Origin of the sequence: Klebsiella sp. 2680 (assembly GCF_900198535.1) — a bacterium.
In the GTDB taxonomy this organism is placed as follows: Bacteria; Pseudomonadota; Gammaproteobacteria; order Enterobacterales; family Enterobacteriaceae; genus Klebsiella; species Klebsiella indica.
Map to the genome: position 1 here is coordinate 408,309 of NZ_FZNJ01000003.1, position 25,715 is coordinate 434,023.

Sequence of the window (25,715 nt, forward strand, 5' to 3'; positions counted from 1 at the left end):
ACTATGGCCCAATCCCGCTCAAGCGTTATCCGTAAAAAGTGGCCCTTGCTGGCCCTGGTTCTCGCCGCTATCCTGGCGCTGATTCTGGTTATCTGGCAGCTACAAACCTCGCCAGAAACGAACGATGCCTACGTGTATGCAGACACCATCGACGTAGTGCCGGAAGTAAGCGGGCGGATCGTCGACATGCCGATTCGCGACAACCAGCGGGTTAAGAAAGGCGACTTGCTGTTCCGCATCGATCCGCGCCCCTACCAGGCGATGCTCGACGATGCCAGAGCGCGGCTGACAACCCTGGATGCGCAGATCATGCTGACCCGGCGCACAATCAAAGCGCAGGAATATAACGCGCAGTCGGTCGCCGCCGCCGTTGAACGCGCCAGAGCGTTGGTTAAACAAACCACCTCTTCGCGCATTCGCCTTGAACCCCTGGTGCCGCAGGGTTTTGCCTCGAAAGAGGATCTTGACCAGGCGCGAACGGCGGAAAAAGCCGCGCGCGCCGAGCTGGAGGCCACGCTGTTGCAGGCGAAACAGGCGTCTGCCGCCGTAACCGGCGTCGATGCGATGGTGGCGCAGCGGGCGGGGATCCTGGCGCAAATCGCGCTGGCTGAGCTGCATCTCGAATTTACCGAAGTCCGTGCGCCGTTCAATGGCGTGGTGGTGGCGTTAAAAACCACGGTTGGTCAGTACGCTTCAGCGCTTAAACCGGTTTTTACTCTGCTTGATGACGACCACTGGTACGTGATAGCGAACTTCCGCGAAACCGATTTAAAAAACGTGCGTCCTGGCGTCCCGGCCAGAATCACCGTGATGACCAACCACAGCCGGATCTTCAAGGGCGTGGTTGACTCGGTGGGTACCGGCGTGCTGCCCGACGGCGGCAGCGTAATCGAAGGCCTGCCGGTTATTCAGAAAAGTATCAACTGGGTCCATGTCTCTCAGCGCTTTCCGGTCAAAATTGCCGTCAAAGATCCCGATCCGAACCTGTTTCGTATGGGCGCCTCCGCCAGCGCCGTTCTGCAGCCGCAATAATAAGGAGGCGGTATGCATAGCTTCTGGCCTTTTCTGACCCAGGAACTCCGTGATACGCCGGGGCGAGCAAACTATACCTTACGTCTGACGCTCAGCTGCGCGGTGCTGATCGTCCTGTTCATGACGCTGCATATCCCATTTTTACCCGTCGCGCTGATCGTGGTGTTTTACGTCAGCCAGCCTAACGTGCTGATAATCAAACTGGTCAGTGTCGTTTTTGTGATCACTGTCAGTATCGCCCTGGGCAGCATCCTGCTGATTATCAAGTGGACCTATGACTATCCGCTGATCCGTCTGGTTGCCTCGGTGTTTTTGTTCTTCTGCGCGATTTACCTGATGCGGGTGCTCGGCAAGCTGGGGCTGGCCTTCTTCGTGGTGGCGCTGGTGCTTATCTACGCGCAAACCTTCCCGTCAATGACCAGTCAGAGCGAAATTCTGGTGCGGCTGCTGCTGTGGCTATGGGTTGCGATTAACACCGCCATTCTGGTGACGCTGCTGGTTAACGCCTGTTTCCGGCAGGCCTTTCCTGGCTATCAGTTCAGGGCCCGTCTCGTGGTTATGTTGCGTCAGACGGCGCAGATCCTTACCCAATCAGGCGACGGAAAATCACGGCCAACCTTTAAAGAGATTGCCGGACAGTTTAACCAGCTGCAATCTCTGTATCAGCAGGCCTCACGGGCGACCCCGGAGATTGCCGCCAGTCCGCAGCTCTGGCAATCGCTGATGGCCGCCGTACTGCGCTGCTATCATTTGACGGCGCTGTTACAACCGGGTGATGACCATCCCCATGAGCGCCAATGGATAGCTCACGAGCTTACCGCGCTGGCGGAGAATCTGCCCGCCGCCGCAACGGCCGATTTTCAGCCGCGCGATGTACCGCAGGAGAGCGCTAATAGCGTGATTTTGCAGGAAATCGCGCAGATCCTGACGCGGTTTGCACGCGGCGAAACGATCCCGCTGCCGCAGGGCGAAGTGGAAAAAGCCCCGCTCCTGTTACCGGATGCATGGTCCAATCCGGCCTACCTGCATTTTGCCCTGAAAACGCTACTGGCGACGCTGCTGTGCTACGTTTTCTATACTGCCGCCGACTGGCAGGGCATCCACACCATTATGTTGAGCTGCGTGATTGTCGCCCAGCCCGGTCTGGGAGCCACCATGCAAAAAACGTGGCTACGCATTGGCGGCGCATTGCTGGCGACGCTGATTGCCCTACTGTTGATCGTCTTTGTTCAACCCTGGACCGACTCGCTGAGCGGCCTGCTGGCGATGACCCTGCCGGTTTTCGCGCTGTCCGCGTGGATTGCGGCCGGTTCAGAGCGCATCGCCTACGCCGGTATTCAGATCGGCTTCACCTTCGCGCTGGCATTCCTGAGCTGGTTTGGCCCGCTCAGTAACTTAACCGAACTGCGCGACAGGGTTATTGGTATTCTGCTTGGCGTACTGGTCTCCTCAATTATTCATCTCTATCTGTGGCCGGATAGCGAAGCGCCGCAGCTCAAAGCACGTCTGGCGCAGTTGTATCGTCAGCTTGCCCATACCCTCTCCGCCCGCGATGATGAGATCAAACTGGTGCCGCTGTTTGCGGCGCTGACCAGCAGCGAAACGTTAATGCATCGGGTTGCCGCCGAGCCGCTGGGAACCTACGCGCATCCCTATCCTGATGCCAAAAACTGGCCGGTTCGCGCGACCTTTAACCAGGCCGAGGAAATTGCGTGTTTAAGCGAAGGCTATCGGCTATGCGCCTTGCCGGAAGACACCTTTTTAGCCGACTGCGCCAGGCGGCTTGCGGCCTACGCCCGCGATATCAACCCGTCGCCAAACCCGGCGGAGCCCGCGCGCGCGCTTCATCCGGACCCGGCCAATCCTTTCGGCACGCCGCTGGTCAACGCCCTGGCCGCGCTGCCGGAGTGGTCTTTTACATCATCCGTTATCCTGCCACAGGCAACCAGGTCATGAGAAAAATAATCCTCCCCACGCGCTTCTGGCACGCCTCGCCGCTGGCCTTTGCCCTGATGTTATTGACCGGCTGCGCGTTAATTCAGGACGATCCCGGTCAGGTACCGATGATCACCCCCCAGCAGGCAGAACTGGCGCAGGTGATTCATCTGGCGAACAGCGGCTGGCCGCGTGCCCGCTGGTGGGAAGACTATCGGGATCCTCAGCTCAATATGCTGATCAATCGCGCGTTGCAAAACTCGCCGACCATGCAGGCTGCCAGGCTGCGTATTTCACAATCGCAGTCAACGGTCGAGCTGGCGCAGTCGGCAATGGGCGTACAGGCCACCGCCGTGGCAGCGCAAAACCGCCTGCGGGTAACCAACAGACAGTTCACCTGGCCCTATTCATACTCGCTACCGGTGGATAAAAACGGTCCCTGGTACACGCTGAATACGGTTGGCGTCGGGGCGACGCTGAATATCGATTTATGGGGCGCCGATCGCGCCCGTGTCGCCGCGGCGATTGGCGAGAAGAATGCCCGCCTGGCCGAAACTGCCGGCATCGAACTGGACCTCGCCAGCAGCGTGGCCCAGCTCTATTTCGCAATGCAGGCCACCTTCCAGAAAATCGAATTGCTCAATCAACTGACCGCTATCGCCCGGCTCTCGGTGCAGGCGCATGAACATCGTACTCAGCGTGGCATTGAAGATAGCGTCGATGTCGCCAACGCTCGGGCCGAACTGCTGGCGGCGCAGCAGCAGGTGATTACCGCGCAAGGGACGCTGACGCAGTATCGGGAAACGCTGCGGGCGCTCATTGGCGCCGATGCGCATAATATGCCGGAGATTCATCCCGTGGCGCTGCCGTCGCTCCAGGAGACGCTCCCCGACTCGCTCTCCTTTGCGCTGCTGGCCCGCCGCCCGGATCTGCAGGCCCTGCGCGGCTATGTCAGTGCCTCCATCAGCCAGGTGGATGCGGCAAAAGCGGCGTTTTATCCGCATTTTGGTATCAAGGCTTTCTGGGGTTACAACGCCCTCAGCGTCGGCGACTTGTTTAAGTCCTCTTTCCAGCAGATCAACCTGCTGCCGGGACTCTATTTACCCCTGTTTGACGGCGGGCGCTTAAACGCCAACCTGAAAGCGACGCGCACGGCGAGCAATATTCTGATTAAGCAATACAACCAGGCGGTACTGGATGCGGTTCGCGATGTGGCGATTAGCTCCAGCCAGCTGAACGATTTGAACCAACTGGCCGCCCTGCAACAACAAAAAGTGACGGCGGCGATGGCGACCACTGACAGCGCCAGCGCCCACTACCAGCGCGGGCTGCTCAGCGACTATGCGGCGCAGGAGGCGCGCCGTCCGGCCATCGCCCAACAGCTTTTGCTGCTGGATATCGAGGCCCGGCGCCTCAGTACCGATGTCTCGTTAATTAAAGCATTGGGCGGCGACTATCGCGGCCCGGCATCAAGCGGGAGTGAAAAGCCACGCTAACTTAACAGGCGCCACTGCCGCGCCTGATTGACCGCCTGAATGCGGCCTTTAACCTGTAGCTTTTCATAAAGCTGTTTAAGGTGCCATTTGACAGTCTCCGCAGAAATACCCAGTTCGCGGGCGACGCCTTTATTGGAATAACCGTCGGCAATCAAACGCAGCGTCTGCTGCTCCCGCTCAGTAAGGTGCAACGCGGGCGGCTTATTGATCACGATGCCGACAGCCGCAAAGCGGGAGAGCAAAGACGATATATCGGCGATCAGCGGATCATCTGCCGCGCCGCGCTTCAGCCTCTCCTCCAGCAACGCAGCCATGTCTGCGCCGCCATCCAACAGGCTGCGCAGTAGCCCCTGATGCAGCGCGCGTGAAAACGCGGGCCGGAAGACGTCCATCGCCTGTTCGCATGCTTCTGCCTGCCACAGGGCGACCGCCTGCATCAGTCGCAAACGTACGGCAAACAGCCACTCGCCGCTGGTTTCCCGAACGCTGGCCAGTTTATCCAACAGCCGCGCGGCAGCCTGCGGCTCACCATTCGCAATAAGTAAACGGCTCTGGCTTAAGGCAACATATCCGGCAACCGCGTCCGTCTGGTCAAAAGACTGTAAACGAAGCAGCAGCGCATCAGCAGCCAGTTTATTCCCCGCGTGGAGCGCGAGCGCGAGGCGCTCCGCCAGCAACGGTGCCTGCGCCCGTAGCCAGCCTCGCTGAACAGCCACCCCCTCAGCATGAAGTAACAGCGATTCAGCTTCTGCTAACCGCCCCATTTCGCGGGCCTGACGGGCCAACACAACGTAACAACGGATCAGGCCGTCCGGCGGGCAAAAATCATCGATCATTCCCAGCCGTGGAATCAGCAGGTTTTGAATCTGCACTTCTTTACCCTGTTCCCAGGCGATCTCCGCCAGGATTGGCGCCAGAGTCGCGCCGCTGCAGGAATTCACGCCGGTATGTTGTTCGGCATGGCGCAGCGCACGGAACGCCTGGCGTTCCGCTTCGGCAAGATTACCCTGTCGCAGATAGCTCTGCGCCATAACGAACGCCCGGTAGACCTCCACAAACAGGTTGCGGTTAGCGACACGCACGCCCGACACTTTCTGCTGAACGTCCAGCGCCTGCTGTGGCCGGGAATCCGCAAGGTGACAATAGCTGAGGATGTTGCACACCAGGCCATCGACCCAGATATCGCCGCAAGGGACCTCGCGCAATAGCGGTTCAACGATAGCGATACTGCTGGCAATATTATCAGCGAAGGCTTCGCAGATAGCGCGAACCACGCGTAATTTGACCCACGAACTGTGAGTCAGCACATCGCTATGCGCCGCGACTTGCGCATCAATAGCATCCAGCAACTGGCGCGCCTCACCAAAACGGAAGCGATGCGCTAACGCCCAGGCCAGATTAAGCTGTAGCGCAATGCGCGACGGGTCCTGACTGGCGGGTAAATAGCGGATCCAGCGCACCAGAGTATCAATATCCCCCTCTTCCGCCAGCGACTGCGCGCCGGCTTCCGCATCTTTCGCCACCGACTTCCCGGCGGCCAGCGCATGGCGTATCGCCTCAGCCCATAGCTGCTGCGCAGCGAACCAGCCGCTGGCGCGATCGTGCAACTGGCGAATATCAATCTCACGGCTGTGGCGCAAGCGGTACCGCAGGGCGTCGCGCATCAGCGGGTGGTAGCGAAACCAGACGCCGCTCTCGTCCAGCGCGGACAGAAACAGGTTGTGCTGTTCTATCCATTGCAACATCTCCCTGGCGTTATTTTTGCCGCTGACGGCATCACACAACGCCGGATGCAGACGATTAAGCACAGAGGTATGCAAAAGAAAGTCGAATACCGCCGGCGGCAGCGGCGCGAAAATAACTTCCTCCAGGTAGCGTGAGAGGGAGCGCGCGCTGGCGCTAAGCCCCGTCATCACCGTGGATGCGTCCGGGGACAGCGCGGCCATTTTCATCCCGGCCACCCACCCTTCCGTGAGCGCAATAAGTCGGGGAATAGCCTGCGGTTTAAGCCCGGCAGCGCCGGAAAAATATGCGCGGGCTTCGCCGGGGTTAAAACGCAACTCCGGGTCATACACCTCCAGCAACTGATCCTGCATTTGCAGGCGGCTAAGAGCCAAAGGCGGTTGGTAGCGACTACCGATAATCAAGTGCAGAGCCGGCGGCGCATGGTTCAGCAGCCAGCTCATCCCCTGGTGAATCGCCGGATCGCTGATGTACTGGTAGTCGTCAAGAATCAGATACAGCGGGTGCGGGCACTGGTTAAGCTGATTGACAAGTTCGGCAAAAAACAGCGTGATATCAGCAGGCAGTTCCCCTTGCAGAATATGCAGAAACGGCGGGCTCCATCCCTGCCACAGCGGCCTTAACGCCTCCTGTAGATAGCGCATAAACAGCAGCGGCGCGCCGTCATCTTCATCCAGGTTCAGCCACGCCAGCGCATCCCCCTGCTGCTGGCGGTATCGATACCACTGCGCCAGTAGCGTCGTTTTACCAAAGCCTGCCGGGGCGCACACCAGCGTTAAGCGGCGAGATACAGCGGCGTCAAGGCGCTGCAGCAGACGTTCCCGCAACAGCAGCGTTTCCGCCGTACGGGGCGGCGTAAAGCGGGTGGCGATAAGCGGCAACGTGCGCGTAAAGCGAAAAGGTTCCTGGTGATCAAACGCTGCCAGTGGATCATCCGCTGAGGATAAAAAAGCCATACCACGATTACCTCTTGATTCCGTCCGTCCGGCTATCCCCCCCATCAGGGGAGTAGGCCATGCTTGTCGTGCCCGATAGAGTAGTTTAATCCTCCGCCACTGCTACGTCGTCAGTCGCGGATATCCATAGTTTATTAATCAGTACAAGGTGAGTACAGAATATGGCTATCGAAAATAAAGTTGCGTTAGTGACCGGCGCCGGTCAGGGCATTGGCCGCGGTATTGCATTACGTCTGGCCAAAGACGGCGCATCGCTGATGCTGGTCGACGTGAACCCGGAAGGGATTGCCGCCGTCGCCGCCGAAGTTGAAGCGCTCGGTCGTAAAGCGGCCACCTTCGTCGCCAATATCGCCGATCGCGATCAAGTCTATGCCGCCATTGATGAGGCGGAAAAACAGCTGGGCGGCTTCGATATTATCGTTAACAACGCCGGGATCGCGCAGGTACAGGCGCTGGCTGATGTCACGCCTGAAGAAGTCGATCGGATTATGCGCATCAACGTTCAGGGCACCTTGTGGGGAATTCAGGCAGCGGCGAAAAAATTCATCGACCGTCAGCAGAAAGGGAAAATCATCAATGCCTGTTCCATTGCCGGTCATGATGGTTTTGCGATGCTGGGGATCTATTCCGCCACGAAATTTGCCGTGCGCGCCCTGACCCAGGCGGCGGCGAAAGAGTACGCCAGTCGCGGTATTACGGTTAACGCCTATTGTCCGGGGATTGTGGGAACCGGTATGTGGACCGAAATCGATAAGCGTTTCTCGGAAATTACCGGCGCGCCGGTTGGCGAAACCTACAAAAAATATGTGGAAGGCATCGCCCTTGGCCGCGCCGAAACGCCGGACGATGTGGCAAGCCTGGTCTCCTATCTGGCAGGCCCGGACTCCGATTATGTTACCGGTCAGTCGATCCTGATCGATGGCGGTATTGTTTACCGTTAAACGTCAAACCCGGCGCAGAACGCGCCGGGTATCTGAAAGACTAAGAGCCTATCCCACCAGGCGTTATTGGCGCAGACAGTTTGAACACGGCCAGCGCGGAAGAACCGGAGCGTACACCTAGTACGTGAGGATTCTGAGCACTGCCCAGGTTCAAAATGACAAGCGAAATAGCCCTAACGGGATAGGCTCTAAGCGTTGACGGTCGATTCCTGCGACTGCCTGTTGCGGGTATTTTCCAGCATCCGGCGAACCGGCACAATCAGCACGCACAGTACCGCCGCGCAGATCAGCAGCGCAATTGAACAACGCGCGAACAGGTCTGGCAGCATCTCCAGTTGATCGGCCTTCACATGACCACCAATCAGGCCCGCCGCCAGGTTACCCAGCGCGCTGGCGCAGAACCACAACCCCATCATCTGGCCGCGCATTCTTTCCGGCGCCAGCAGCGTCATGGTCGCCAGCCCAATCGGGCTCAGGCATAGCTCGCCCAACGTCAGCATCAGAATACTGCCCACCAGCCACATCGGGGATACGCCTGTCCCGCCGTTGCTCAGGACATTTTGCGCCGCCAGCATCATCAGGCCAAAACCCGCCGCCGCGCACAAAATACCGATAACGAACTTGGTGATACTGCCAGGACGCACGTTTTTACGGGCCAGCGCAGGCCATGCCCAGCTAAAGATCGGTGCCAGCAGAATAATAAACAGGGCGTTGATCGACTGGAACCACACCGCCGGGATCTCAAAAGTGCCAATCATACGGTTGGTATAATCATTGGCGAACAGGTTGAACGAGGTCGGTTTTTGCTCAAATGCGGACCAGAAAAAGGCGGCGGAGATCAGCAGAATAAAGCACACCAGCAGGCGGGCCCGCTCTTTTCGGTTCAGCCCGGCAAAAGCGAACAGGTAGATAAAATAGAGCACCACCGACGCCGCAATCACATAGACCAGCCCGCTGGCCACCGCGACCGGGTTAATCACAATAACGCCCCGGGTAATCAAGGCGACAATCACCGCCACGCCGACCGCCAGCGCCAGCAGCCAGGCGCCCACGCCGTTTCTTTTCACCACCGGGCTATTCCAGGTTGAATCCAGTCCGACTTCGCTGTCGTAGCGTTTCATCGCCGGAACCGCAAAGACACGAAAGATCACCAGCGCGATCAGCATCCCGATACCGCCGATACCAAAGCCCCAGTGCCAGCCGTGGGATTTGATCAGCCAGCCGGAGATCAGCGGCGCAATAAACGACCCCATGTTGATACCCATATAGAACAGCGAGAAGCCACCGTCCCGGCGCGCGTCGCCTTTCTTGTACAGCGTACCAACCATCACTGAAATACAGGTTTTGAACAGGCCGGAACCGAACACAATAAACATCAGGCCGATAAAGAACAGGCTTTCGCCCATCACCGCCGACAGCGCAATAGACAGATGGCCCATGGCGATCAGGATTGAACCGTACCAGACCGCCCGTTGCTGCCCGAGCCAGTTATCCGCCAGCCAACCGCCCGGCAGCGCAGCAAGATACATGGTTCCGGCAAAAATACCGACGATCGCCGAGGCGTTTTCACGCGCCAGCCCCATCCCGCCATCATAGACGGTGGCGGCCATAAACAGGATCAGTAACGGACGGATGCCGTAAAACGAAAATCGCTCCCACATTTCGGTGAAAAACAGGGAACCGAGAGGATAAGGATGACCAAAAAAGGTTCGACTTTCATTTTTAGTAACAGAGGAATGCATAACTTCTCCCAAAGGTGTCCACAGCGCTTTAATACTGCGGGGAATGTGTTGCTCTTTGATCCACAAAGCCAATCACTCAAATTTAATAGACGTTATTTAACTATTTGATAACCTAATCGTGGTCATGTCCAGTACCCTCCCTTAACTTTTTAGATGAAAAGTCTACAAACATCTAATTTTACAGATTTATAGTTTGCTCAGGGGAAAATATAATTGACATCACAAAGCAGTTCAACAAATCCACAAAAACATTAAAAAAACAAATAATTACAACCATTTCCCTTCATAGTTTATCTCTCGAACACATAGGCTAAATCACGAGTCAAAAACCCTAAGAAATACGTATCTGATGAGGATAATGGCAGGAAAGACCGATAAAAATAACAATTTCCGTTGTGAATAGGTTGTCATCAAGGATCGTCGGCAATCCAGTACCTGCTGTCTGCACAGGAGGGAATCACCGGGGAAAAGGCCTTTGCATATTCCGAAAAGGCATTCTTACTTATGCTATTCCAGATAGCTCTGTTTTTGCTTTTAATCGCGCCAGTACTGGTCACAAAATGGACGATTACAATGAAAATAAGAACGCTTTCTCTTACCCTGATCCTTACCTCCTCTCTGGCTGTTTGTCACCCACTCTTCGCTGCCGAAGGGTTGACGCCGCTACAACCCGGCACAACTACTGGCACCCATACCGGGGCGCTTCCACCTGATGGCCTATATCTATCAATGACATCCACGTATGAATCCGGCGTTGTACGTGATGGCAGCGGTAATAAGGCTAACGTTACCGGCGGGAAAAATAAGCTCTCCAACGTTGGGCTGGTGATGGCCGTCACCTGGGTTCCCGGCTGGGATGTCCTCGGCGCCCGCTATGCCGCGATGGTGGTACAGCCCTACAAGTTTATTCGTCTGAGAAATACCGGTCTGCAGACCACCAACCACACCAGCGGCTTTCTGGGCACCAGCGTTACACCTCTCTCGCTGTCCTGGGATTTACACAACAATTTCCATATCGGCGCGGGATTAGCCATCTATATCCCGGATGGTAAGACCGCTTATACCCGCAATGCGACAACCGGCAAAAAAGAGACCTCCGGGGATAATGTCTCCTATGATTACTGGTCGTTTGAACCCAATATTGCCATCAGCTATCTGACGGATGACTGGGGTATCACGCTCAATAATATTTTTGATTTTAACTGCAAAAATACCGAGACCGATTACCACTCCGGCAGTACTTATTATCTGGACGTTACCGCGACCCATCGCATCAGTAAAAACCTCACGGCGGGGCTCATCGGCAACTGGACGAAGCAGGTTGCCGACGACAAGATTAATGGCAAAACGGTTCAGGGTGTGGAGGGTATTTACTCTACCGGCAGGCGCGTCGAACACATTAAAGCAGGCCCAATGCTGAGCTATAACGTTAACGGCATTACCATCACTGGCCGGTTGCTGTTCAATCTGCACAGCGAAAATGATAGCGGGATGACCTTTTTCCATATTGGCATGTCAATGCCGCTGTAATCATGAATTTCACATCTTTCACTATCTTTGCGTAAATAAGCCGGACAGACGGAGCTGGACGAGGTGAAAAATCCAGCTCCTGACGGTTCTCTTTGAGAATTATCACATCTTGTCAATCCCCGGCTTAAAAACCACGCCCCGATTGCCGACAATATTGCCTCCCCCCTCCCGGACAGGAGCGACTATGCTAGCCGAAGAAGCCATCGTGATGATCCCTGGCTGGAACGCATTTCCTCAGGCGCTCCAGCAGGCTTTACTACGTCAATCACGCATTCGCAGTGAAAAAGCCGGCAGCATCGTCTTTCATCAGGGCGCTGAGGTAGCGGTTATCGCCTGGACGCTGAAAGGCCATCTGTTCTCCAATGTTCACCACATCAACGGTAACCTGACGTTGCTCACCCACGTACCGGTCGGACGCATGATCTTATTTAACTTTGTCTGGAAACACACCCCGTTAGACCGCAACTTTATCGCCATGACCGATGTGGAATTACTTATTCTTCCCCGCGCAAGCGCGACGCAACTGCTGGCCCAATTCGATGAATTCAAGATGCAGGTGATTGATTCACTCACCGAACGGCTGAATGATCTGGATCGGGTGCTATACACCCATAAAGTGGCCTCCAGGGAAGCCTGTATAGCGGCTTTTCTGGTGGATTGCGAAGAGGGGCAGAAAGGGCCACGTCGTGAACGTCACATTCCCTTTACCATGCAGTTTATGGCCGAGTGCTTGCGTCTCTCACGCCCCTTTGTCGCCAAAACGCTCAGGCATTTCGCCAGCCGGCAGATGGTCGCGCTCAATTACGGCAATATCGAAGTGCTCGATCTTGATGGCCTGCGCCAGATCGCCAATCGCGAGATTGTGTGAATTGTGAACTATGGCGCGCGGCAAATGTTAATTCTTTCCATTTGCTCCTCGGGTTACCTGCCAGGATATTAATCCAGGCAAATCTGAAGCGAGATGACGACCATGTACTGTGAAGATTATCGTTGCGAGGAGTCAGCCCCCGTACTAACCCAGGATGTCACCCTTTCCGACCCGCATATCATGACCAGGATGATGTTCTTCGTAAATCTGGTCACCACCGGTTCCATTTCATCTGCGGCAGAACGCATGGGCATATCGATTTCCTCCGGATCGCGATGGTTGTCCGATCTGGAAAAAGAGATCGGTTGCCCTCTCTATCGACGTAACAATAAATCGATGCCGCTCACCGATGCCGGTGATTATTTGTATCGTAATTTCTGCCTGATCGGTGAAAAAGTCGGCCAGCTAAAAAATGAGCTGACGCATTTTTCCACCCAGCGTCGGGGGACGATTCGCATCTGCTGTACGCCGGTTTATGCCGAGCAATACCTGATGCCAATCGTTGCGAACTACCTCGCTGGTAATCGACAGGTGAACATCGCCGTACAGGTCTCGGCCTTCGGTATCCAAAACTGGAAAGACCACGATATCACTATCTGCGCCGTCAATGCTCTGAGCCACCAGCAGGATCAGGAACTACCGCTGGTAAAACGTAATCTGATTGCCGAACCGTTCCTCACCGTCGCCTCACCGCAGTACTTACTGATGAATGGCACGCCGCTGCATCCATCCGAACTGGTGCATCATCGGTGTCTGTTCGCCAGTTCACTCACCGGCAGCAACGACTGGGCCTATGAGGTCAATAACGAACGCCATTTTTTCAAAATTCCCAAATCCCTTGAGGTCTGTGACAGTACGCTATTACGAAAATCGGTGCTTTCAGGGGCGGGTATCGCCTACCTGCCAGAATATGTTGTCCAGCACGATATTCACGAAGGGAAATTAATCCACCTGTTTAAAGAGATGCAGACATCGAAATGGTTATTAAATCTCTATTATCCGGCACGCAATCAGATAACTGAATGTGTATCCTCTTTCAAACATTTTTTGATTGAACAGCATACTATCACGTTTCATAAAATGCATACGGAACGCCATTAACAAAAATTTCCGTACCCCTTTTCACATTTGCAAATGTACTTTTTATTTTTAGTCTTCAAACCCCACAGTCGTATTGTTAGTCTTATTTCAGTTAGTTTGCTTTCACGATAATAACATTACCCATCGCAAATGTTTTATGGCCCATCGCCCTTATTATTCAATGCGCGGGTGATAAGGGTGATTAAATTTATTAACTGGGTGAGAATTATGCAAAATACAAATAACATTGCCGCAAAGGCGGTCAATCATTCCAGCACCCGTAGTAATTTCGGCGGATGGGGCTGGAGTATGGTTGGCTTCAGCATGCTGATGTATTACAACTTCGCCGCATGGACTGCTGACGGACTTAACGTTATCGTCCAAAGCTTTGTCGATCTTCACGGCTGGGATTTCGCCACGCTCCTCTCTTTCTCCACACCCGCAGGCTGGATTGGTGTGATCGGCGCGCTATTGATCGCGGAAATGATCAAACGTAAAGGGGCGAAAATCGTCGCCATTTTTGGCCTGCTGGCGCTGGGATTGACCATGATCGGATTTGGTCGCGTCACCTCCTACACTGAATACGCCATAGGTCTGGCGCTGATGAACCTGCTGGCCACCGGTTGCTGTTTCAACGTCCCCGCAACGCTACTCAACAGCTGGTTTCCACGGAAAAAAGGCCTGGCACTCGGTTGGGCGACAATGGGAATGTCATTCTGTACCGCGACGCTGATCCCTATCATGTTTTTCCTCTTTGACCATGTGGGCATACCCAACGCATATGGCGTCGTCGGCGGGGCGTTAATCACCCTCGGCATCATTTCTATATTCTGGATCCGCAATACACCGGAAGAGCTTGGGTTGTACCCGGACAACGAACCGATTTCTCGCGAGCAGCAAGCGGCAAACCTGGCAGAGCAGAACGACTACCAAAGTCCTTTTACTTACAGGGTACTCTTTCGCGATCGGGATATGTGGTTAATTGCCGTTGGCTTTGGTCTGCTGTGGCTGGTGGATATTGGCGTCGTCAGCCAGTTGATCCCAAGGTTGGTTTCGGTCGGCTATGAGAAAGAAACCGCCGTCTGGATGTTTACCTCCGCCGCGCTGATTTGCGCCATCTTCAGCTACTTCTGGGGATGGGTGGACGTCAAAGTCGGTACCCGCAAAGCCAGCATCGCTTACGCCTTTTTCTTCGCCGTGACTCATGCCTGCCTGCTGGTTCGCGGCAGCGATTATTTCACCTACTTCACGCTATTGATGGTCGGCGCCAGTATCGCCGGTATTAAAGAACTCTGTACATCAATGGTCGGTACCGTCTATGGCCGCTACGATTTTTCCGCCGCCAACCGTCTGGTGTCAACCATTGCATGTTTATTCCGGGTTAGCTGCTTTGCAGTCGCAGCCATCAGCCTGAAATATACCGGAGGTTACGATGCAGCGTATATTTCCTTTATTGCAATGGATATTGTGGCTGCCCTGTTAATTTTCATGATTAACGACAAATGCAAAGGAAAAACAGATTCCATCGTCACCGAATAACTATCTTACCGTATTACACCGGGGCATAACATTATCGTCAACCACGGTTATCGAGGATTAACGTCACTTATTCAGGAAGTCATGCCATGTTGGAAAAAGAGATTATTTCGCCACAACGCGCTGCTGCCATGGTGGAAGAAGGAATGACCATTATGATTGGCGGATTTATGGCAGTCGGAACGCCAGAAAAAATTATCGATGCGCTGGTGAAAAAAGGCGTGGGTAATTTAACGATTATTGCTAATGATACCGGTTTTATCGATCGAGGGATTGGCAAGCTGGTAGTAAATAAACAGGTCCGGAAAATTATCGCTTCTCATATTGGCCTGAATCCGGAAACCGGACGGCAAATGTCCAGCGGCGAGCTGGAAGCGGAGTTGGTTCCTCAGGGAACGCTGGTTGAACGTATTCGCGCGGGCGGCGCCGGGCTGGGAGGCGTACTGACCCGGACCGGATTAGGTACGGTAGTGGAGGACGGTAAACAGCAGGTCATCATTGACGGCCAGCCCTGGCTGCTGGAGCGACCACTGCAGGCTGATATCGCCCTGATTCGCTGTTCTATTGCCGATACCGCCGGTAACGCGATGTTCAATAAAACCACCAAAAACTTCAACCCGGTGATGGCAACCGCCGCGCGTCTGGTGATCGCCGAATGCGAAGCCGTTGTGCCAATGGATTGTACCGCTGCCGACCGTTACAACACGCCCGGTATCTTTATCGACTACCTGGTCAAAGGGGAAGAGCATCATGGATAAATATGCCGTGAGAGAACGCATCGCGCGCCGGGTCGCCGAAGAGCTTCACAGGGGCGATCTGGTCAATCTGGGCATTGGCCTGCCCACTCAGGTGGCCAACTACGTTCCTGAAGCGCTAGGGGTCATCTTCCAGTCTGAAAATGGTCTGGTAGGGCTTGGCCCTATACCCGATAACGACAGTATTGATGCCGATTTAACCAACGCGGGCGGCCAGCCAGTCACCGCCGTACCCGGCGCGGCCTTTTTCGACAGCGCCCTGTCATTCGCCATCATCCGCGGCGGTCACGTCGACGTGACGGTTCTGGGCGCGCTGGAAGTGGATCAGGAAGGCAACCTCGCCAACTGGATCATTCCCGGCAAGATGGTGCCGGGAATGGGAGGCGCTATGGACCTGGTTAACGGCGCCCGCCGCGTGATTATTGCCATGGAGCACTGCGATAAAAAAGGCCAGCCGAAAATTCTGCCCCGCTGTCAGCTTCCGCTGACCGCCGTCGGCCAGGTCAATCTGATCGTAACGGAAAAAGCGGTGATTGAAGTCAACGACGGTCTGATCCTGCGCGAAATCGCCGTGGATACCAGCGTCGATGAAGTCGTCGCCCAAACCGCGGCACCGTTACGTATTTCTGAGTCATTAATCCAGTTTGCTGGAACAAGGACATAACCAATGAAAGTGATATCGATGAGTGAAGCCAGGCCCTATAACCCGCCGCTGCACCATGCCATGGTGGCGCTGAAACTTTGCGACGGCGCGTTATGTAACGCCAGGCAGTTCTGGTGCGGTCTTTCACATTTCTTACCCGGCGGCGGCGCCGAATGGGCCTATGACGATTCGCCAACGGAAAAACTCTACGTGGTACTGGAGGGCGCCATCACCATCCGCACCAAAGAGGAAACCCGTGTGGTTAGCAAAGGGGAAGCCGTTTTCCTTGCGCCGTTTGAAGGGCGCGAAGTGGTTAACCACACCAATTATCCGACCAGCATGCTGGTCATTGCCAGCAATGCATAACCCGTAAGGAATCATTATGGACACATCATGGGATAGCAAAGTCAAAACGCTGTTCAATCTCGAAGGCAAAGTCGCCGTTATCACCGGCGGCGCCGGTGCGCTGGGCGAAGGCGTGGCTCGTGGCCTGGCGAACTACGGTGTCAAAGTGGCGGTGACCGGCCGCACCCTGGCGACACTGGAAAAAACCGTTCTGCAGGTGCAGGAAGCGGGTGGAGAAGCCCTCGCTATCGTCGCTGACATGACCGACGAAGCCGCGGTTAAAACCCTGGTGGATAACGTGGTCACCGCCTGGGGGAAGGTCGACTACCTGATTAATATTGCCGGAATCGCCATCCGCCACCCGGCGGAAGCCTTTGATGTTAACGATTTCCGCAAAGTGATGGATATCAACATCACCGGCACCTTCATTCCCTGCAAAGTGTTTGGCGAGCTGTTTATCCGCCAGGGCTTCGGGAAAATCGTCAATACCTCTTCGGTACGCGCCTTTGCCGGCCACCCCGGCGGCTATGCGGCTTACGGGACATCGAAAGGGGCTATCAATTTATTAACCAAACAACTGGCGACCGAATGGGCGAAATACCATATCAACGTTAACGCCGTCGCGCCAACTATCTTCTGGACGCCGCTGACCCAGGAAGTGCTGGAAGACGAGAAGCTGAAAAAGATCTTCCTCGATCGCATTCCTATGGGCCGCGCTGCTGTCGTGGAAGATATGGTCGGCACCGTCGTTTATCTCTGCTCCCCTGCCGCTGATTTTATCACCGGCCAGGTGATTTATATCGACGGCGGCTGCACGGCAGGTTAAGGAGAGGGTTATGAATAATCCGGTCACGCGGGTTACTGTCCTCGGCGGCGGCCTGATGGGCAGTGGTATCGCGCAAATCTTTGCCGCGCACGGCGTAGCGGTGACGATTTACGATATCGATACCAGCGTCTGGAAAGCGCCAGATACCATACGCAGTAACCTGCAGCGAATGCAGGCAGACGACGCTACCATTGAGCAAATCCTCAGCCGCGTCACGTTTTGCGGCCAGCTGGCGGAGAGTGTCAATGGCGCGCAAATTGTCTTCGAATGCGTCCCTGAACAGTTGAGCCTGAAGCAGCAGTTGTTTCACGAGCTGGACGCACTTTGTCCGCCGGAGACCATTCTCGCGTCCAATACGTCAGTCATCAGCATCAGCGATATCGCCCGCGATGTGACCCACAAGCAGCGGGTGCTGGGCACACATTTCTGGAATCCGGCCTTCCTGATCCCACTGGTGGAGGTGATTCGCACCCGCTGGACCGACAACGCATTATTCGAACGTATGTTCGACATTCTCACCTGGGCCGGGAAACGCCCTGTTCGGGTTAATAAAGATGTGCCGGGATTCCTGGTCAACCGCCTGCAGCATGCCCTGTGGCGCGAAGCGATTTACCTTGTGGAACAGGGGATCGCCGACGCGCGTACCGTAGACGAAGGCATTCGCTATGGCTTCGGTATCCGCCTGCCGACCCTCGGCCCGCTGGAAAATGCCGATATGGTGGGCACCGACCTGACGCTGGCGATCCATGAATACATTTTCCCGCATCTGAATAACGCGGTGACCCCCTCGCCGTTACTACGGCAGTTGGTAAGCGAAGGCAAGCTGGGGTTCAAATCCGGCGCCGGGTTTCAGACGTGGGACGACGCATCAATTAACGAAAGCCGTGAACGCCTGCTGAATTATCTGCAGCGCGTCACCCGACAACCTGAGGAGTAATAATATGGGTAAAAAAGTCTTTGTCGATTTGACGCATCCGTTTAGCGCCGATACGCCGCGCTGGCCTTATTTTGATAAACCACTGATCGACAGCGCGCATACGATGGCAAAGGGTGGCGTTCTGACGCAGCGTATTTCCTGCACAATGCATACCGGCACCCACTGCGATGCGCCGCGTCACGTAATGGAAATAGAATTCGATGGCAAAAGAGCGCGCTATACACATGAAATGCCTGTCGATGCTTATACCGGTGAAGCGGTATGTCTGGAAATTAACGTCGGACGCTGGGAATTGATTCAACCACACCACCTGGAAGATGCCTGTCGTCGGGCGAATATTAAACCAGAAGCGTTAGCTGGCATGGTGGTATGTCTGAATACTGGTATGCACCGTAAATTTGATGACTCTAAAGAGTATTATCATTATTCCTGCGGTACCGGCGTAGAAGCCGGAAAATGGTTTGTGAAAAATAGGGTTAAATGCGTCGCAATGGATATGCAGGCCTTAGATCATCCGTTACATACCGCGATGGGAAATAACGGCGCCACGCGCATGAATTTACTCGGTGCTTCTGGTCGTCCACTCACTGAAGAATATATTGAACAGTTCGGTGAAGAAGCCTATGCGGAATTTGATAAAGAACTGTATATCAAACTCCACGGCCAGGCCGCCTATGACGAAAAATTCGGCGATCTGGAAGCTATCGGTTGCTGGGGAACCTGGGAACCTTGCCATAAACAGATGCTTGGCCACGGTATTGTTGGCGTTGAGAACCTCGGCGGTAATCTGGATAACGTTTCCGGCAAGCGCTTTCGTTTCTTCTGTTTCCCACTACGTTGGTATTTAGGCGATGGCTCCATGGTTCGTTGCGTAGCGGAAATTGATGAAGATGATATTAATGACGTCCCGGAAAGAACTTATAGTTACGGAGGCTGTATTTAATTTTTCATTACGCACAGGTTCGCTTACAGCATTAATAACGTGAATAAACAGGCTGAATATTTTGCCATTCAGCGCAGGACACCCTATGCCCGGCGTAATCATATTGACTATATCGGGCATATGGACGACTTGCGCCAAAATACTATCGCACCCCAATATTAAGCCTATTTTTTCGTTATCAAACAGCACTAAAAATTTAATTTCACGCTCAGGAAAAATATATTTCCGACAGTGTAAATACCGTTAACACCCAATGCCGCTCTGCATCGGAGGAGCACACTCATGAGTATAAAAGATGTTGTCATTGTCAGCGCCGCCCGTACGCCCATTGGCTGCTTTGGCGGCGCGCTAAAGGATCTCTCGGCTATTCAGTTGGGTGAACACGCGGTCACCGCCGCTATCGCTCGCGCCGCCATCAAACCGGACGATGTCGACGAAGTCATTATGGGCAACGTACTGGGTGCCGGGCTGGGTCAGAATGTCGCCCGCCAGGTCGCAATCGCCGCCGGGGTCCCGGTAGAAAAGAGCGCCTTTAACGTCAGCAAGGTCTGTGGTTCCGGGCTCAAAGCAACCATCCTCGGCGCGCAGGCCATTGCGCTGGGCGATGCGGACATCGTAGTGGCTGGCGGGACGGAAAGCATGAGCAACGCCATGTATTTGTCAGCCGCCGCCCGCTGGGGACAACGTATGGGCGACAGTGCGCTAATTGATAGCCTGATTAGCGACGGCCTGACCGATGCTTTTTCCGGCGAGCATATGGGGATCACGGCGGAAAATCTCGCACAAAAATACCACCTCACTCGGGAAGATCTGGACGCCTACGCAGCAGAAAGCCAGCAGCGTACCGAATGGGCACAGAAAAACGGTCGTTTCGACAACGAAATCGTCCCCATCAAAGTCGTCACCCGCAAAGAAGAGCGTTATGTCAACGTCGATGAATTTCCACGCCACGGTACCACCCGTGAAACTCTGGCCCGATTACGTCCGGCGTTCCGGCCTGACGGCGTGGTCACCGCAGGTAACGCTTCCGGCATTAACGACGGTGCCGCCGCATTGGTCCTGATGAGCCGTGAAAAAGCCGCGTCCCTCCAGATCCAGCCGCTGGCGACGATCCGTGCCTGGGGCAGCGGTGGCGTCGATCCCAATATTATGGGCTATGGACCGGTCCCCGCCACCCGCCGGGCCTTGTCCAGAGCAGGCTTGCAGGTGGGGGACCTCGACGTCATTGAAGCCAATGAAGCCTTCGCTTCACAGTGCCTGAGCGTGATGAAAGGACTGGGGCTCGATGCGCAGAAAACCAACGTCAACGGCGGCGCGATTGCCCTTGGTCATCCCATCGGCGCTTCCGGCGCACGCATCCTGGTGTCACTGGTCCATGAAATGCAGCGCCGCCATGCCCGTTATGGTCTCGCCACGCTCTGTATCGGCGGTGGGATGGGGCTGGCGATGGTGGTTGAAAAAGAATAATCATCAAGGAGTTAATTATGTCTGCAGAAAACCGTGTGATTCTGACCGTCGCCTGTACCGGGGCCTGGCCACAGAAAAGCGATACCCCGTATATTCCGCTCACTCCGCAAGAGCAAGCGGATGAAATCGTACGCTGCTGCGAGGCCGGCGCCTCCATTGCCCATATTCACGTACGTGATGATGAAAATCAGGCATCAATGGATTTTGATACGTTCGCCGAGACCGTACGACTGGTGCGCGCGCGCTGCGATATCGTCATTAACCTGACGACCTCCGGCGGTCTTGGCCTGAGCGATGAGATTCGCATGAAACCGTTCCAGTTATTGCGGCCCGAAATGGCCTCTTTTGACGCCGGAACCATGAACTGGGCCCATTCGACGATTTTCGAGAATAGCCCGCGCTTTCTGGAAAAACTCGCGCTCAGCATGAACGAGTGCCAGGTAAAGCCGGAATTCGAAATCTTCGATGCCGGGATGATTTATAACGTTCTGTATTATATCAAGAAAGGGTTGATTCAGGGTCACCCACACTTTCAGTTCGTCCTCGGCGCGCCGGGCGGTATGACGGCGGAAGTACGTAACCTGATGTTCTTACTTGATACCTGCAAACAGCATCTGGGGAGTCATTTCACCTGGTCGGCACTGGGAATTGGTCGCGGCCACTTGCCTATCGTCCTCGCGGCACTGGCACTCGACGGCAACGTGCGAGTGGGAATGGAAGACAACATTCTCTACCGCAAAGGTGAACTGGCACAGTCCAACACCTGGTTCGTTGAGCGCGTAAAACGACTGGCGGCGGAAGTAGATAAAACCATCGCCACTCCGGATGAAACACGCGCCATTCTCGGTCTGATACGTCAACAGCCGATCGGCGTCTGAGTCCACGCCTTACGGAATATCGATCGCCTGTCGTTATATGTGGGCGATCGTTTCCGATCAACATCTGAACGGAACCCCCTTATGAAAATTTCGATACCCCAGGAACGGCTGGCGGGTGAAACTCGGGTCGCCGCTACGCCCGCTACCGTAGAACAACTGCTGAAACTGGGCTTTACCGTCTCGGTCGCCCGCGGCGCCGGCGCAGCAGCAAACATAACTGATGACGCCTGGCTGGCCGCTGGCGCGACGTTATGTTCCCAGGATGAAATTTGGCAGAGTGATATCATTCTTAAAGTTAACGCGCCGCAGGCGGAGGAAATTCCGCTTTTGCCGCCAGGCTGTACGCTCATCAGCTTCATCTGGCCTGCGCAAAACGCCGGGCTAATGGCGAAGCTAGCCGAACGCGGGATAACGGTGATGGCGATGGATGCGGTACCACGTATTTCACGCGCTCAGTCGCTGGACGCCCTGAGTTCAATGGCGAATATCGCCGGATACCGGGCCGTGGTGGAAGCCGCTCATCAATTTGGCCGTTTCTTTACCGGACAAATTACCGCCGCAGGTAAGGTCCCACCAGCGAAGGTACTGGTCATTGGCGCAGGCGTTGCCGGACTGGCGGCGATCGGCGCCGCCAGCAGCCTCGGTGCCATCGTACGGGCCTTCGACACTCGCCCGGAAGTCAAAGAGCAAATCCAAAGCATGGGAGCGGAATTTCTTGAACTGACATGTGAAGAAACGAGCGGTAACGGGGACGGTTATGCTCGCCAGATGTCCGCCGCATTCATCGAAGCGGAAATGGCATTATTCACCTCCCAGGCCAGAGAGGTGGATATTATCATCACTACCGCGTTGATCCCCGGGAAACCTGCCCCGCGCTTGATAACCCGCGAAATGGTCGCCAGCATGAAACCCGGTAGCGTTGTCGTCGACCTGGCCGCCCAGACCGGCGGTAACTGTGAACTGACAGAACCGGACAAATGCATCACCAGCGACAACGGCGTCAAAATCATCGGTTATAGCGACCTGCCCGCACGGATGCCGGCTCAGGCATCCCAGCTTTACGGTACGAACCTGGTCAATCTGCTGAAACTATTGTGCAAAGAGAAAGACGGTACGCTGAATATGGATTTCTCTGATGTCGTCATTCGGCATGTCACGGTGATCCACGATGGCCAAATTATCTGGCCTGCACCACCGATTCAGGTTTCCATACAGCCACAACCGCCTAAACTCGCGCAAGCGGAGCCGGTGAAGCGCGTTCCCGCCACGCCGTGGCGTCAATATACCCTTCTGACGCTGGTCATCGTACTGTTCGGCTGGCTGGCGCATATCGCGCCGGCAGACTTCCTCGCCCACTTCACGGTCTTCGCCCTGGCCTGCGTGGTGGGCTACTACGTGGTGTGGAACGTCAATCACGCCTTGCACACACCGTTAATGTCCGTCACCAACGCGGTGTCAGGGATCATTGTCGTCGGCGCGGTTCTGCAAATCGGTCTCGGCGGCTGGATCTCGGCGCTGGCTTTTAGCGCCGTTTTTATCGCCAGTATTAATATCTTCGGGGGTTTCTACGTCACCCGCCGCATGCTGAATATGTTCCGCAGAAACTAAGGAGTCACTATGTCTGGAGGTCTTGTTACTGCGGCCTACATTGTCGCCGCACTGTTGTTCATTTTTAGTCTGGCTGGATTATCGAAGCATGAAACATCACGCGCGGGGATCGTTTTCGGTATCGCCGGAATGACGATTGCACTGGTCGTGACCATCTTTGGGCCACAGGCCGCTGATGTCCCATGGATTCTGGTGGCGATGATGGCAGGCGGCGGCATCGGCATTTTTTTGGCTCAACGGGTGGAAATGACCGAAATGCCGGAACTGGTCGCGATTCTGCACAGTTTTGTCGGGTTGGCGGCAGTGCTGGTCGGGATCAATAGCTATCTTAGTCACAGCCCCCTCAATGATACAACCCTCGCGACAATCCATCTGGTGGAGGTATTTCTGGGGATCTTTATTGGGGGGATAACCTTTACCGGGTCAGTTGTTGCGTTCGGTAAACTGCGTGGGATCTTCTCATCTAAACCACTGATGTTGCCCGGTCGTCACGGGATGAATCTTGTAGCGCTGCTGGTCTCTTTTGCCTTGCTGGTGGTGTTCATACGCAGCGACAGCCTGCTGTGGCAAAACCTGGCATTGAGCATCATGACGCTGATCGCGCTGCTGTTTGGCTGGCATCTTGTCGCGTCAATCGGCGGGGCGGATATGCCAGTGGTTGTCTCTATGCTCAACTCTTACTCCGGATGGGCGGCGGCGGCGGCGGGCTTTATGCTCAGTAACGACCTGCTGATTGTCACTGGCGCACTGGTCGGTTCTTCCGGGGCTATCCTGTCATACATTATGTGTAAGGCAATGAATCGCGCGTTTATCAGCGTGATCGCTGGTGGCTTTGGCAGCGATGGCGCTGCCGCTGATGATAACAGCCCGCAGGGAGAGTATCGCGAATGTCACGCCTCAGAAGTGGCGGAAGCGCTTAAAAGCGCCCGTTCGGTGATCATTACCCCCGGCTATGGGATGGCGGTGGCGCAAGCGCAGTATCCAGTACAGGAATTAACCAGCCGACTCATTACACAAGGTGTGCAAGTACGATTTGGCATCCATCCGGTCGCCGGGCGTCTGCCGGGGCATATGAACGTGCTGCTGGCTGAAGCTAAAGTGCCTTATGATATCGTCCTGGAGATGGAGGAAATTAATGACGACTTCAGCGATACCGACGTGGTGCTGGTCATCGGCGCCAACGATACCGTTAACCCGGCGGCGCAGGAAGATCCCGGTAGCCCTATTGCCGGCATGCCAGTGCTTGAGGTATGGAAAGCCCAACAGGTTGTGGTGTTCAAACGTTCAATGAATACCGGTTACGCCGGCGTACAAAACCCGCTTTTCTTTAAAGAAAATACCGCAATGTTGTTCGGCGATGCAAAAACGAGCGTAGAAGCCATCCTGGCTCAACTCTGACTCGCAGCGTTCAGCCTGAAGTAACGTCGCGTCTCCCCCCCGAACCGTGGATGCAGCACTTAGCACGATACATATTTTCAAACTGCTCCGGGCTGCTTCCACAACAGGCGCACTGCCATCACCCGCCATGAGTCACACTCAACATTACTCAATCGCATGGCGGGTATTCACTGAACTCAACCCGAGTCTCCCGATACATTCAGCGTCTATCATCCAACCGAAAAAAATCCCGCCGATGTCCAGTGCCCTTCGGGCCTGGGCATTGTAAGCGTCCCCTGCATCTTAAATGACACAGAGATAGCGGCCAGACCCGCAGGAATGCGGCGCGTCAAAACGAGTTAGCTAACGCCCCATCGATTACCGTCGAGAGCCGGTTTGCGGTGTGCAAATTCAGCACGCATGCGTCCCAGGTAAATGACAAATAACGGTTTTGTCGCCTGCGCATAACGGTGACTTTCCAGCATGAGAATTAATCAGAGAAGAGTGAATACATAGACCAAAAACTAGAAAAAAGATTTCATTTTAAATATAAATAAATTTTTTGTTTTTATGTGATTTGCGTCACTCTCGAATGTTAAAAATATTGTATAAATATATTTTATTATTTAAATTCATTATGTTACACACGCACAACCATTGCTTTGTAAGTGATATGCTAATGGTTAAAGTGATTGACCAGACATGATTTTTTGATCAACACCACATTTTTTGAAATGGAAATTTTATTTGTTTTGTATTTTGGTTTTTTGGTTTCATAATCAATTCGAATTCATTTTAATAGTCACCGTTATAAGCGGGAGCTCAGACAGGCGGAAGCGATGGATACAATCAGATTAGCAATGCCCCAGGCATTTTCAAGGCTCTTTGATAATCAATATGTTAACGCTTATCCAATCGCTGTTTTCGTCTCTGAACACCGGTGTGTCACAGGCCTGAGGCCAACTCTGGGAAAAGATGCTGGTGAACCTGATGTTCATCAGCGGGAATAGATAAGAAATGGGGCATATCGTGACCGGCAATATCAGGCAGGACCTGTCCATCAGTTTCTTGCCTGTC

20 protein-coding genes are annotated in these 25,715 nt (G+C 54.7%); 18 read left to right on the top strand and 2 right to left on the bottom strand.

All coding sequences use genetic code 11. The annotated features are described in order from the left end of the window. The first annotated feature begins 3 nt into the window (after positions 1-3). From mdtN to FN037_RS15165, 3 genes are read left to right on the top strand one after another with little or no spacing between them, the layout of a single operon-like run. The gene (gene mdtN, locus FN037_RS15155) at positions 4-1,032 is read left to right on the top strand and encodes a multidrug transporter subunit MdtN (protein WP_142502587.1); all 1,029 of its coding nucleotides are present in this window, start codon (positions 4-6) and stop codon (positions 1,030-1,032) included. Positions 1,033-1,044: 12 nt separating this feature from the next. After that, positions 1,045-2,988, top strand: a complete 1,944-nt coding sequence (locus FN037_RS15160) for an FUSC family protein (protein WP_142502588.1) — start codon at positions 1,045-1,047, stop codon at positions 2,986-2,988. Beyond that, positions 2,985-4,463, top strand: coding sequence for an MdtP family multidrug efflux transporter outer membrane subunit (locus FN037_RS15165; protein ID WP_142502589.1), 1,479 nt, complete (start codon positions 2,985-2,987; stop codon positions 4,461-4,463). Before FN037_RS15160 ends, FN037_RS15165 begins: the two co-directional genes overlap by 4 nt. On the opposite strand, the gene FN037_RS15170 is transcribed toward FN037_RS15165, so the two are convergent. Beyond that, the gene (locus tag FN037_RS15170) at positions 4,460-7,162 is read right to left on the bottom strand and encodes a LuxR C-terminal-related transcriptional regulator (RefSeq protein WP_142502590.1); all 2,703 of its coding nucleotides are present in this window, start codon (positions 7,160-7,162) and stop codon (positions 4,460-4,462) included. The genes FN037_RS15165 and FN037_RS15170 overlap by 4 nt on opposite strands. Positions 7,163-7,323: 161 nt before the next feature. On the opposite strand from FN037_RS15170, the gene FN037_RS15175 reads away from it, so the two are divergent. After that, positions 7,324-8,103 carry an acetoin reductase gene (locus tag FN037_RS15175; RefSeq protein WP_138360199.1) on the top strand — a complete coding sequence of 260 codons (780 nt, stop codon included), beginning with the start codon at positions 7,324-7,326 and terminating at the stop codon, positions 8,101-8,103. 188 nt (positions 8,104-8,291) lie between these two features. Here the strand turns inward: FN037_RS15175 and FN037_RS15180 are convergent, their stop codons facing one another. Beyond that, positions 8,292-9,845: a peptide MFS transporter gene (locus tag FN037_RS15180; RefSeq protein WP_142502591.1), complete on the bottom strand. Its 1,554-nt coding sequence runs from the start codon at positions 9,843-9,845 to the stop codon at positions 8,292-8,294. 573 nt (positions 9,846-10,418) lie between these two features. Here FN037_RS15180 and FN037_RS15185 point away from each other — a divergent pair. From FN037_RS15185 to pntB, 14 genes are all read left to right on the top strand, one after another. Continuing rightward, on the top strand, positions 10,419-11,375 hold the full coding sequence (locus FN037_RS15185) for a transporter (protein ID WP_185929272.1): 957 nt from the start codon (positions 10,419-10,421) through the stop codon (positions 11,373-11,375). 184 nt (positions 11,376-11,559) lie between these two features. Further along, positions 11,560-12,243, top strand: coding sequence for a Crp/Fnr family transcriptional regulator (locus tag FN037_RS15190; RefSeq protein WP_142502593.1), 684 nt, complete (start codon positions 11,560-11,562; stop codon positions 12,241-12,243). Between the two features lie 93 nt (positions 12,244-12,336). Next, the gene (locus tag FN037_RS15195) at positions 12,337-13,344 is read left to right on the top strand and encodes a LysR family transcriptional regulator (RefSeq protein ID WP_142502594.1); all 1,008 of its coding nucleotides are present in this window, start codon (positions 12,337-12,339) and stop codon (positions 13,342-13,344) included. A 207-nt stretch (positions 13,345-13,551) separates the two neighbouring features. Then, on the top strand, positions 13,552-14,862 hold the full coding sequence (locus FN037_RS15200; RefSeq protein WP_185929273.1) for a nitrate/nitrite transporter: 1,311 nt from the start codon (positions 13,552-13,554) through the stop codon (positions 14,860-14,862). Positions 14,863-14,951: 89 nt separating this feature from the next. Beyond that, positions 14,952-15,617 (top strand): 3-oxoacid CoA-transferase subunit A, encoded by a 666-nt coding sequence (locus FN037_RS15205; RefSeq protein ID WP_312845806.1) that lies wholly within the window; start codon positions 14,952-14,954, stop codon positions 15,615-15,617. Then, positions 15,610-16,278, top strand: a complete 669-nt coding sequence (locus tag FN037_RS15210; protein ID WP_142502597.1) for a 3-oxoacid CoA-transferase subunit B — start codon at positions 15,610-15,612, stop codon at positions 16,276-16,278. Before FN037_RS15205 ends, FN037_RS15210 begins: the two co-directional genes overlap by 8 nt. A 3-nt stretch (positions 16,279-16,281) precedes the next feature. Then, positions 16,282-16,623, top strand: coding sequence for a cupin domain-containing protein (locus tag FN037_RS15215; RefSeq protein ID WP_142502598.1), 342 nt, complete (start codon positions 16,282-16,284; stop codon positions 16,621-16,623). Positions 16,624-16,639: 16 nt separating this feature from the next. Then, on the top strand, positions 16,640-17,428 hold the full coding sequence (locus FN037_RS15220; RefSeq protein ID WP_142502599.1) for an SDR family NAD(P)-dependent oxidoreductase: 789 nt from the start codon (positions 16,640-16,642) through the stop codon (positions 17,426-17,428). Positions 17,429-17,438: 10 nt separating this feature from the next. Then, positions 17,439-18,365: a 3-hydroxyacyl-CoA dehydrogenase family protein gene (locus tag FN037_RS15225; RefSeq protein WP_142502600.1), complete on the top strand. Its 927-nt coding sequence runs from the start codon at positions 17,439-17,441 to the stop codon at positions 18,363-18,365. Positions 18,366-18,369: 4 nt separating this feature from the next. Further along, on the top strand, positions 18,370-19,308 hold the full coding sequence (locus FN037_RS15230; protein ID WP_142502601.1) for a cyclase family protein: 939 nt from the start codon (positions 18,370-18,372) through the stop codon (positions 19,306-19,308). A gap of 282 nt (positions 19,309-19,590) precedes the next feature. After that, on the top strand, positions 19,591-20,775 hold the full coding sequence (locus FN037_RS15235) for an acetyl-CoA C-acetyltransferase (RefSeq protein ID WP_312845803.1): 1,185 nt from the start codon (positions 19,591-19,593) through the stop codon (positions 20,773-20,775). Between the two features lie 17 nt (positions 20,776-20,792). After that, complete coding sequence (locus FN037_RS15240; protein ID WP_185929274.1) at positions 20,793-21,653, top strand: 3-keto-5-aminohexanoate cleavage protein; 861 nt, start codon at positions 20,793-20,795, stop codon at positions 21,651-21,653. Positions 21,654-21,734: 81 nt separating this feature from the next. Continuing rightward, the gene (pntA, locus tag FN037_RS15245) at positions 21,735-23,261 is read left to right on the top strand and encodes a Re/Si-specific NAD(P)(+) transhydrogenase subunit alpha (RefSeq protein ID WP_142502603.1); all 1,527 of its coding nucleotides are present in this window, start codon (positions 21,735-21,737) and stop codon (positions 23,259-23,261) included. A 9-nt stretch (positions 23,262-23,270) separates the two neighbouring features. Continuing rightward, positions 23,271-24,659 carry a Re/Si-specific NAD(P)(+) transhydrogenase subunit beta gene (gene pntB, locus FN037_RS15250; protein WP_142502604.1) on the top strand — a complete coding sequence of 463 codons (1,389 nt, stop codon included), beginning with the start codon at positions 23,271-23,273 and terminating at the stop codon, positions 24,657-24,659. The last annotated feature ends 1,056 nt before the right edge of the window (positions 24,660-25,715 follow it).

Bases quoted from the DNA above. Each gene is read 5' to 3' on its own strand.
- mdtN (WP_142502587.1), top strand. From the start codon at position 4: ATGGCCCAATCCCGCTCAAGCGTTATCCGTAAAAAGTGGCCCTTGCTG.
- FN037_RS15160 (WP_142502588.1), top strand. From the start codon at position 1,045: ATGCATAGCTTCTGGCCTTTTCTGACCCAGGAACTCCGTGATACGCCG.
- FN037_RS15165 (WP_142502589.1), top strand. From the start codon at position 2,985: ATGAGAAAAATAATCCTCCCCACGCGCTTCTGGCACGCCTCGCCGCTG.
- FN037_RS15170 (WP_142502590.1), bottom strand. From the start codon at position 7,162: ATGGCTTTTTTATCCTCAGCGGATGATCCACTGGCAGCGTTTGATCAC.
- FN037_RS15175 (WP_138360199.1), top strand. From the start codon at position 7,324: ATGGCTATCGAAAATAAAGTTGCGTTAGTGACCGGCGCCGGTCAGGGC.
- FN037_RS15180 (WP_142502591.1), bottom strand. From the start codon at position 9,845: ATGCATTCCTCTGTTACTAAAAATGAAAGTCGAACCTTTTTTGGTCAT.
- FN037_RS15185 (WP_185929272.1), top strand. From the start codon at position 10,419: ATGAAAATAAGAACGCTTTCTCTTACCCTGATCCTTACCTCCTCTCTG.
- FN037_RS15190 (WP_142502593.1), top strand. From the start codon at position 11,560: ATGCTAGCCGAAGAAGCCATCGTGATGATCCCTGGCTGGAACGCATTT.
- FN037_RS15195 (WP_142502594.1), top strand. From the start codon at position 12,337: ATGACGACCATGTACTGTGAAGATTATCGTTGCGAGGAGTCAGCCCCC.
- FN037_RS15200 (WP_185929273.1), top strand. From the start codon at position 13,552: ATGCAAAATACAAATAACATTGCCGCAAAGGCGGTCAATCATTCCAGC.
- FN037_RS15210 (WP_142502597.1), top strand. From the start codon at position 15,610: ATGGATAAATATGCCGTGAGAGAACGCATCGCGCGCCGGGTCGCCGAA.
- FN037_RS15215 (WP_142502598.1), top strand. From the start codon at position 16,282: ATGAAAGTGATATCGATGAGTGAAGCCAGGCCCTATAACCCGCCGCTG.
- FN037_RS15220 (WP_142502599.1), top strand. From the start codon at position 16,640: ATGGACACATCATGGGATAGCAAAGTCAAAACGCTGTTCAATCTCGAA.
- FN037_RS15225 (WP_142502600.1), top strand. From the start codon at position 17,439: ATGAATAATCCGGTCACGCGGGTTACTGTCCTCGGCGGCGGCCTGATG.
- FN037_RS15230 (WP_142502601.1), top strand. From the start codon at position 18,370: ATGGGTAAAAAAGTCTTTGTCGATTTGACGCATCCGTTTAGCGCCGAT.
- FN037_RS15235 (WP_312845803.1), top strand. From the start codon at position 19,591: ATGAGTATAAAAGATGTTGTCATTGTCAGCGCCGCCCGTACGCCCATT.
- FN037_RS15240 (WP_185929274.1), top strand. From the start codon at position 20,793: ATGTCTGCAGAAAACCGTGTGATTCTGACCGTCGCCTGTACCGGGGCC.
- pntA (WP_142502603.1), top strand. From the start codon at position 21,735: ATGAAAATTTCGATACCCCAGGAACGGCTGGCGGGTGAAACTCGGGTC.
- pntB (WP_142502604.1), top strand. From the start codon at position 23,271: ATGTCTGGAGGTCTTGTTACTGCGGCCTACATTGTCGCCGCACTGTTG.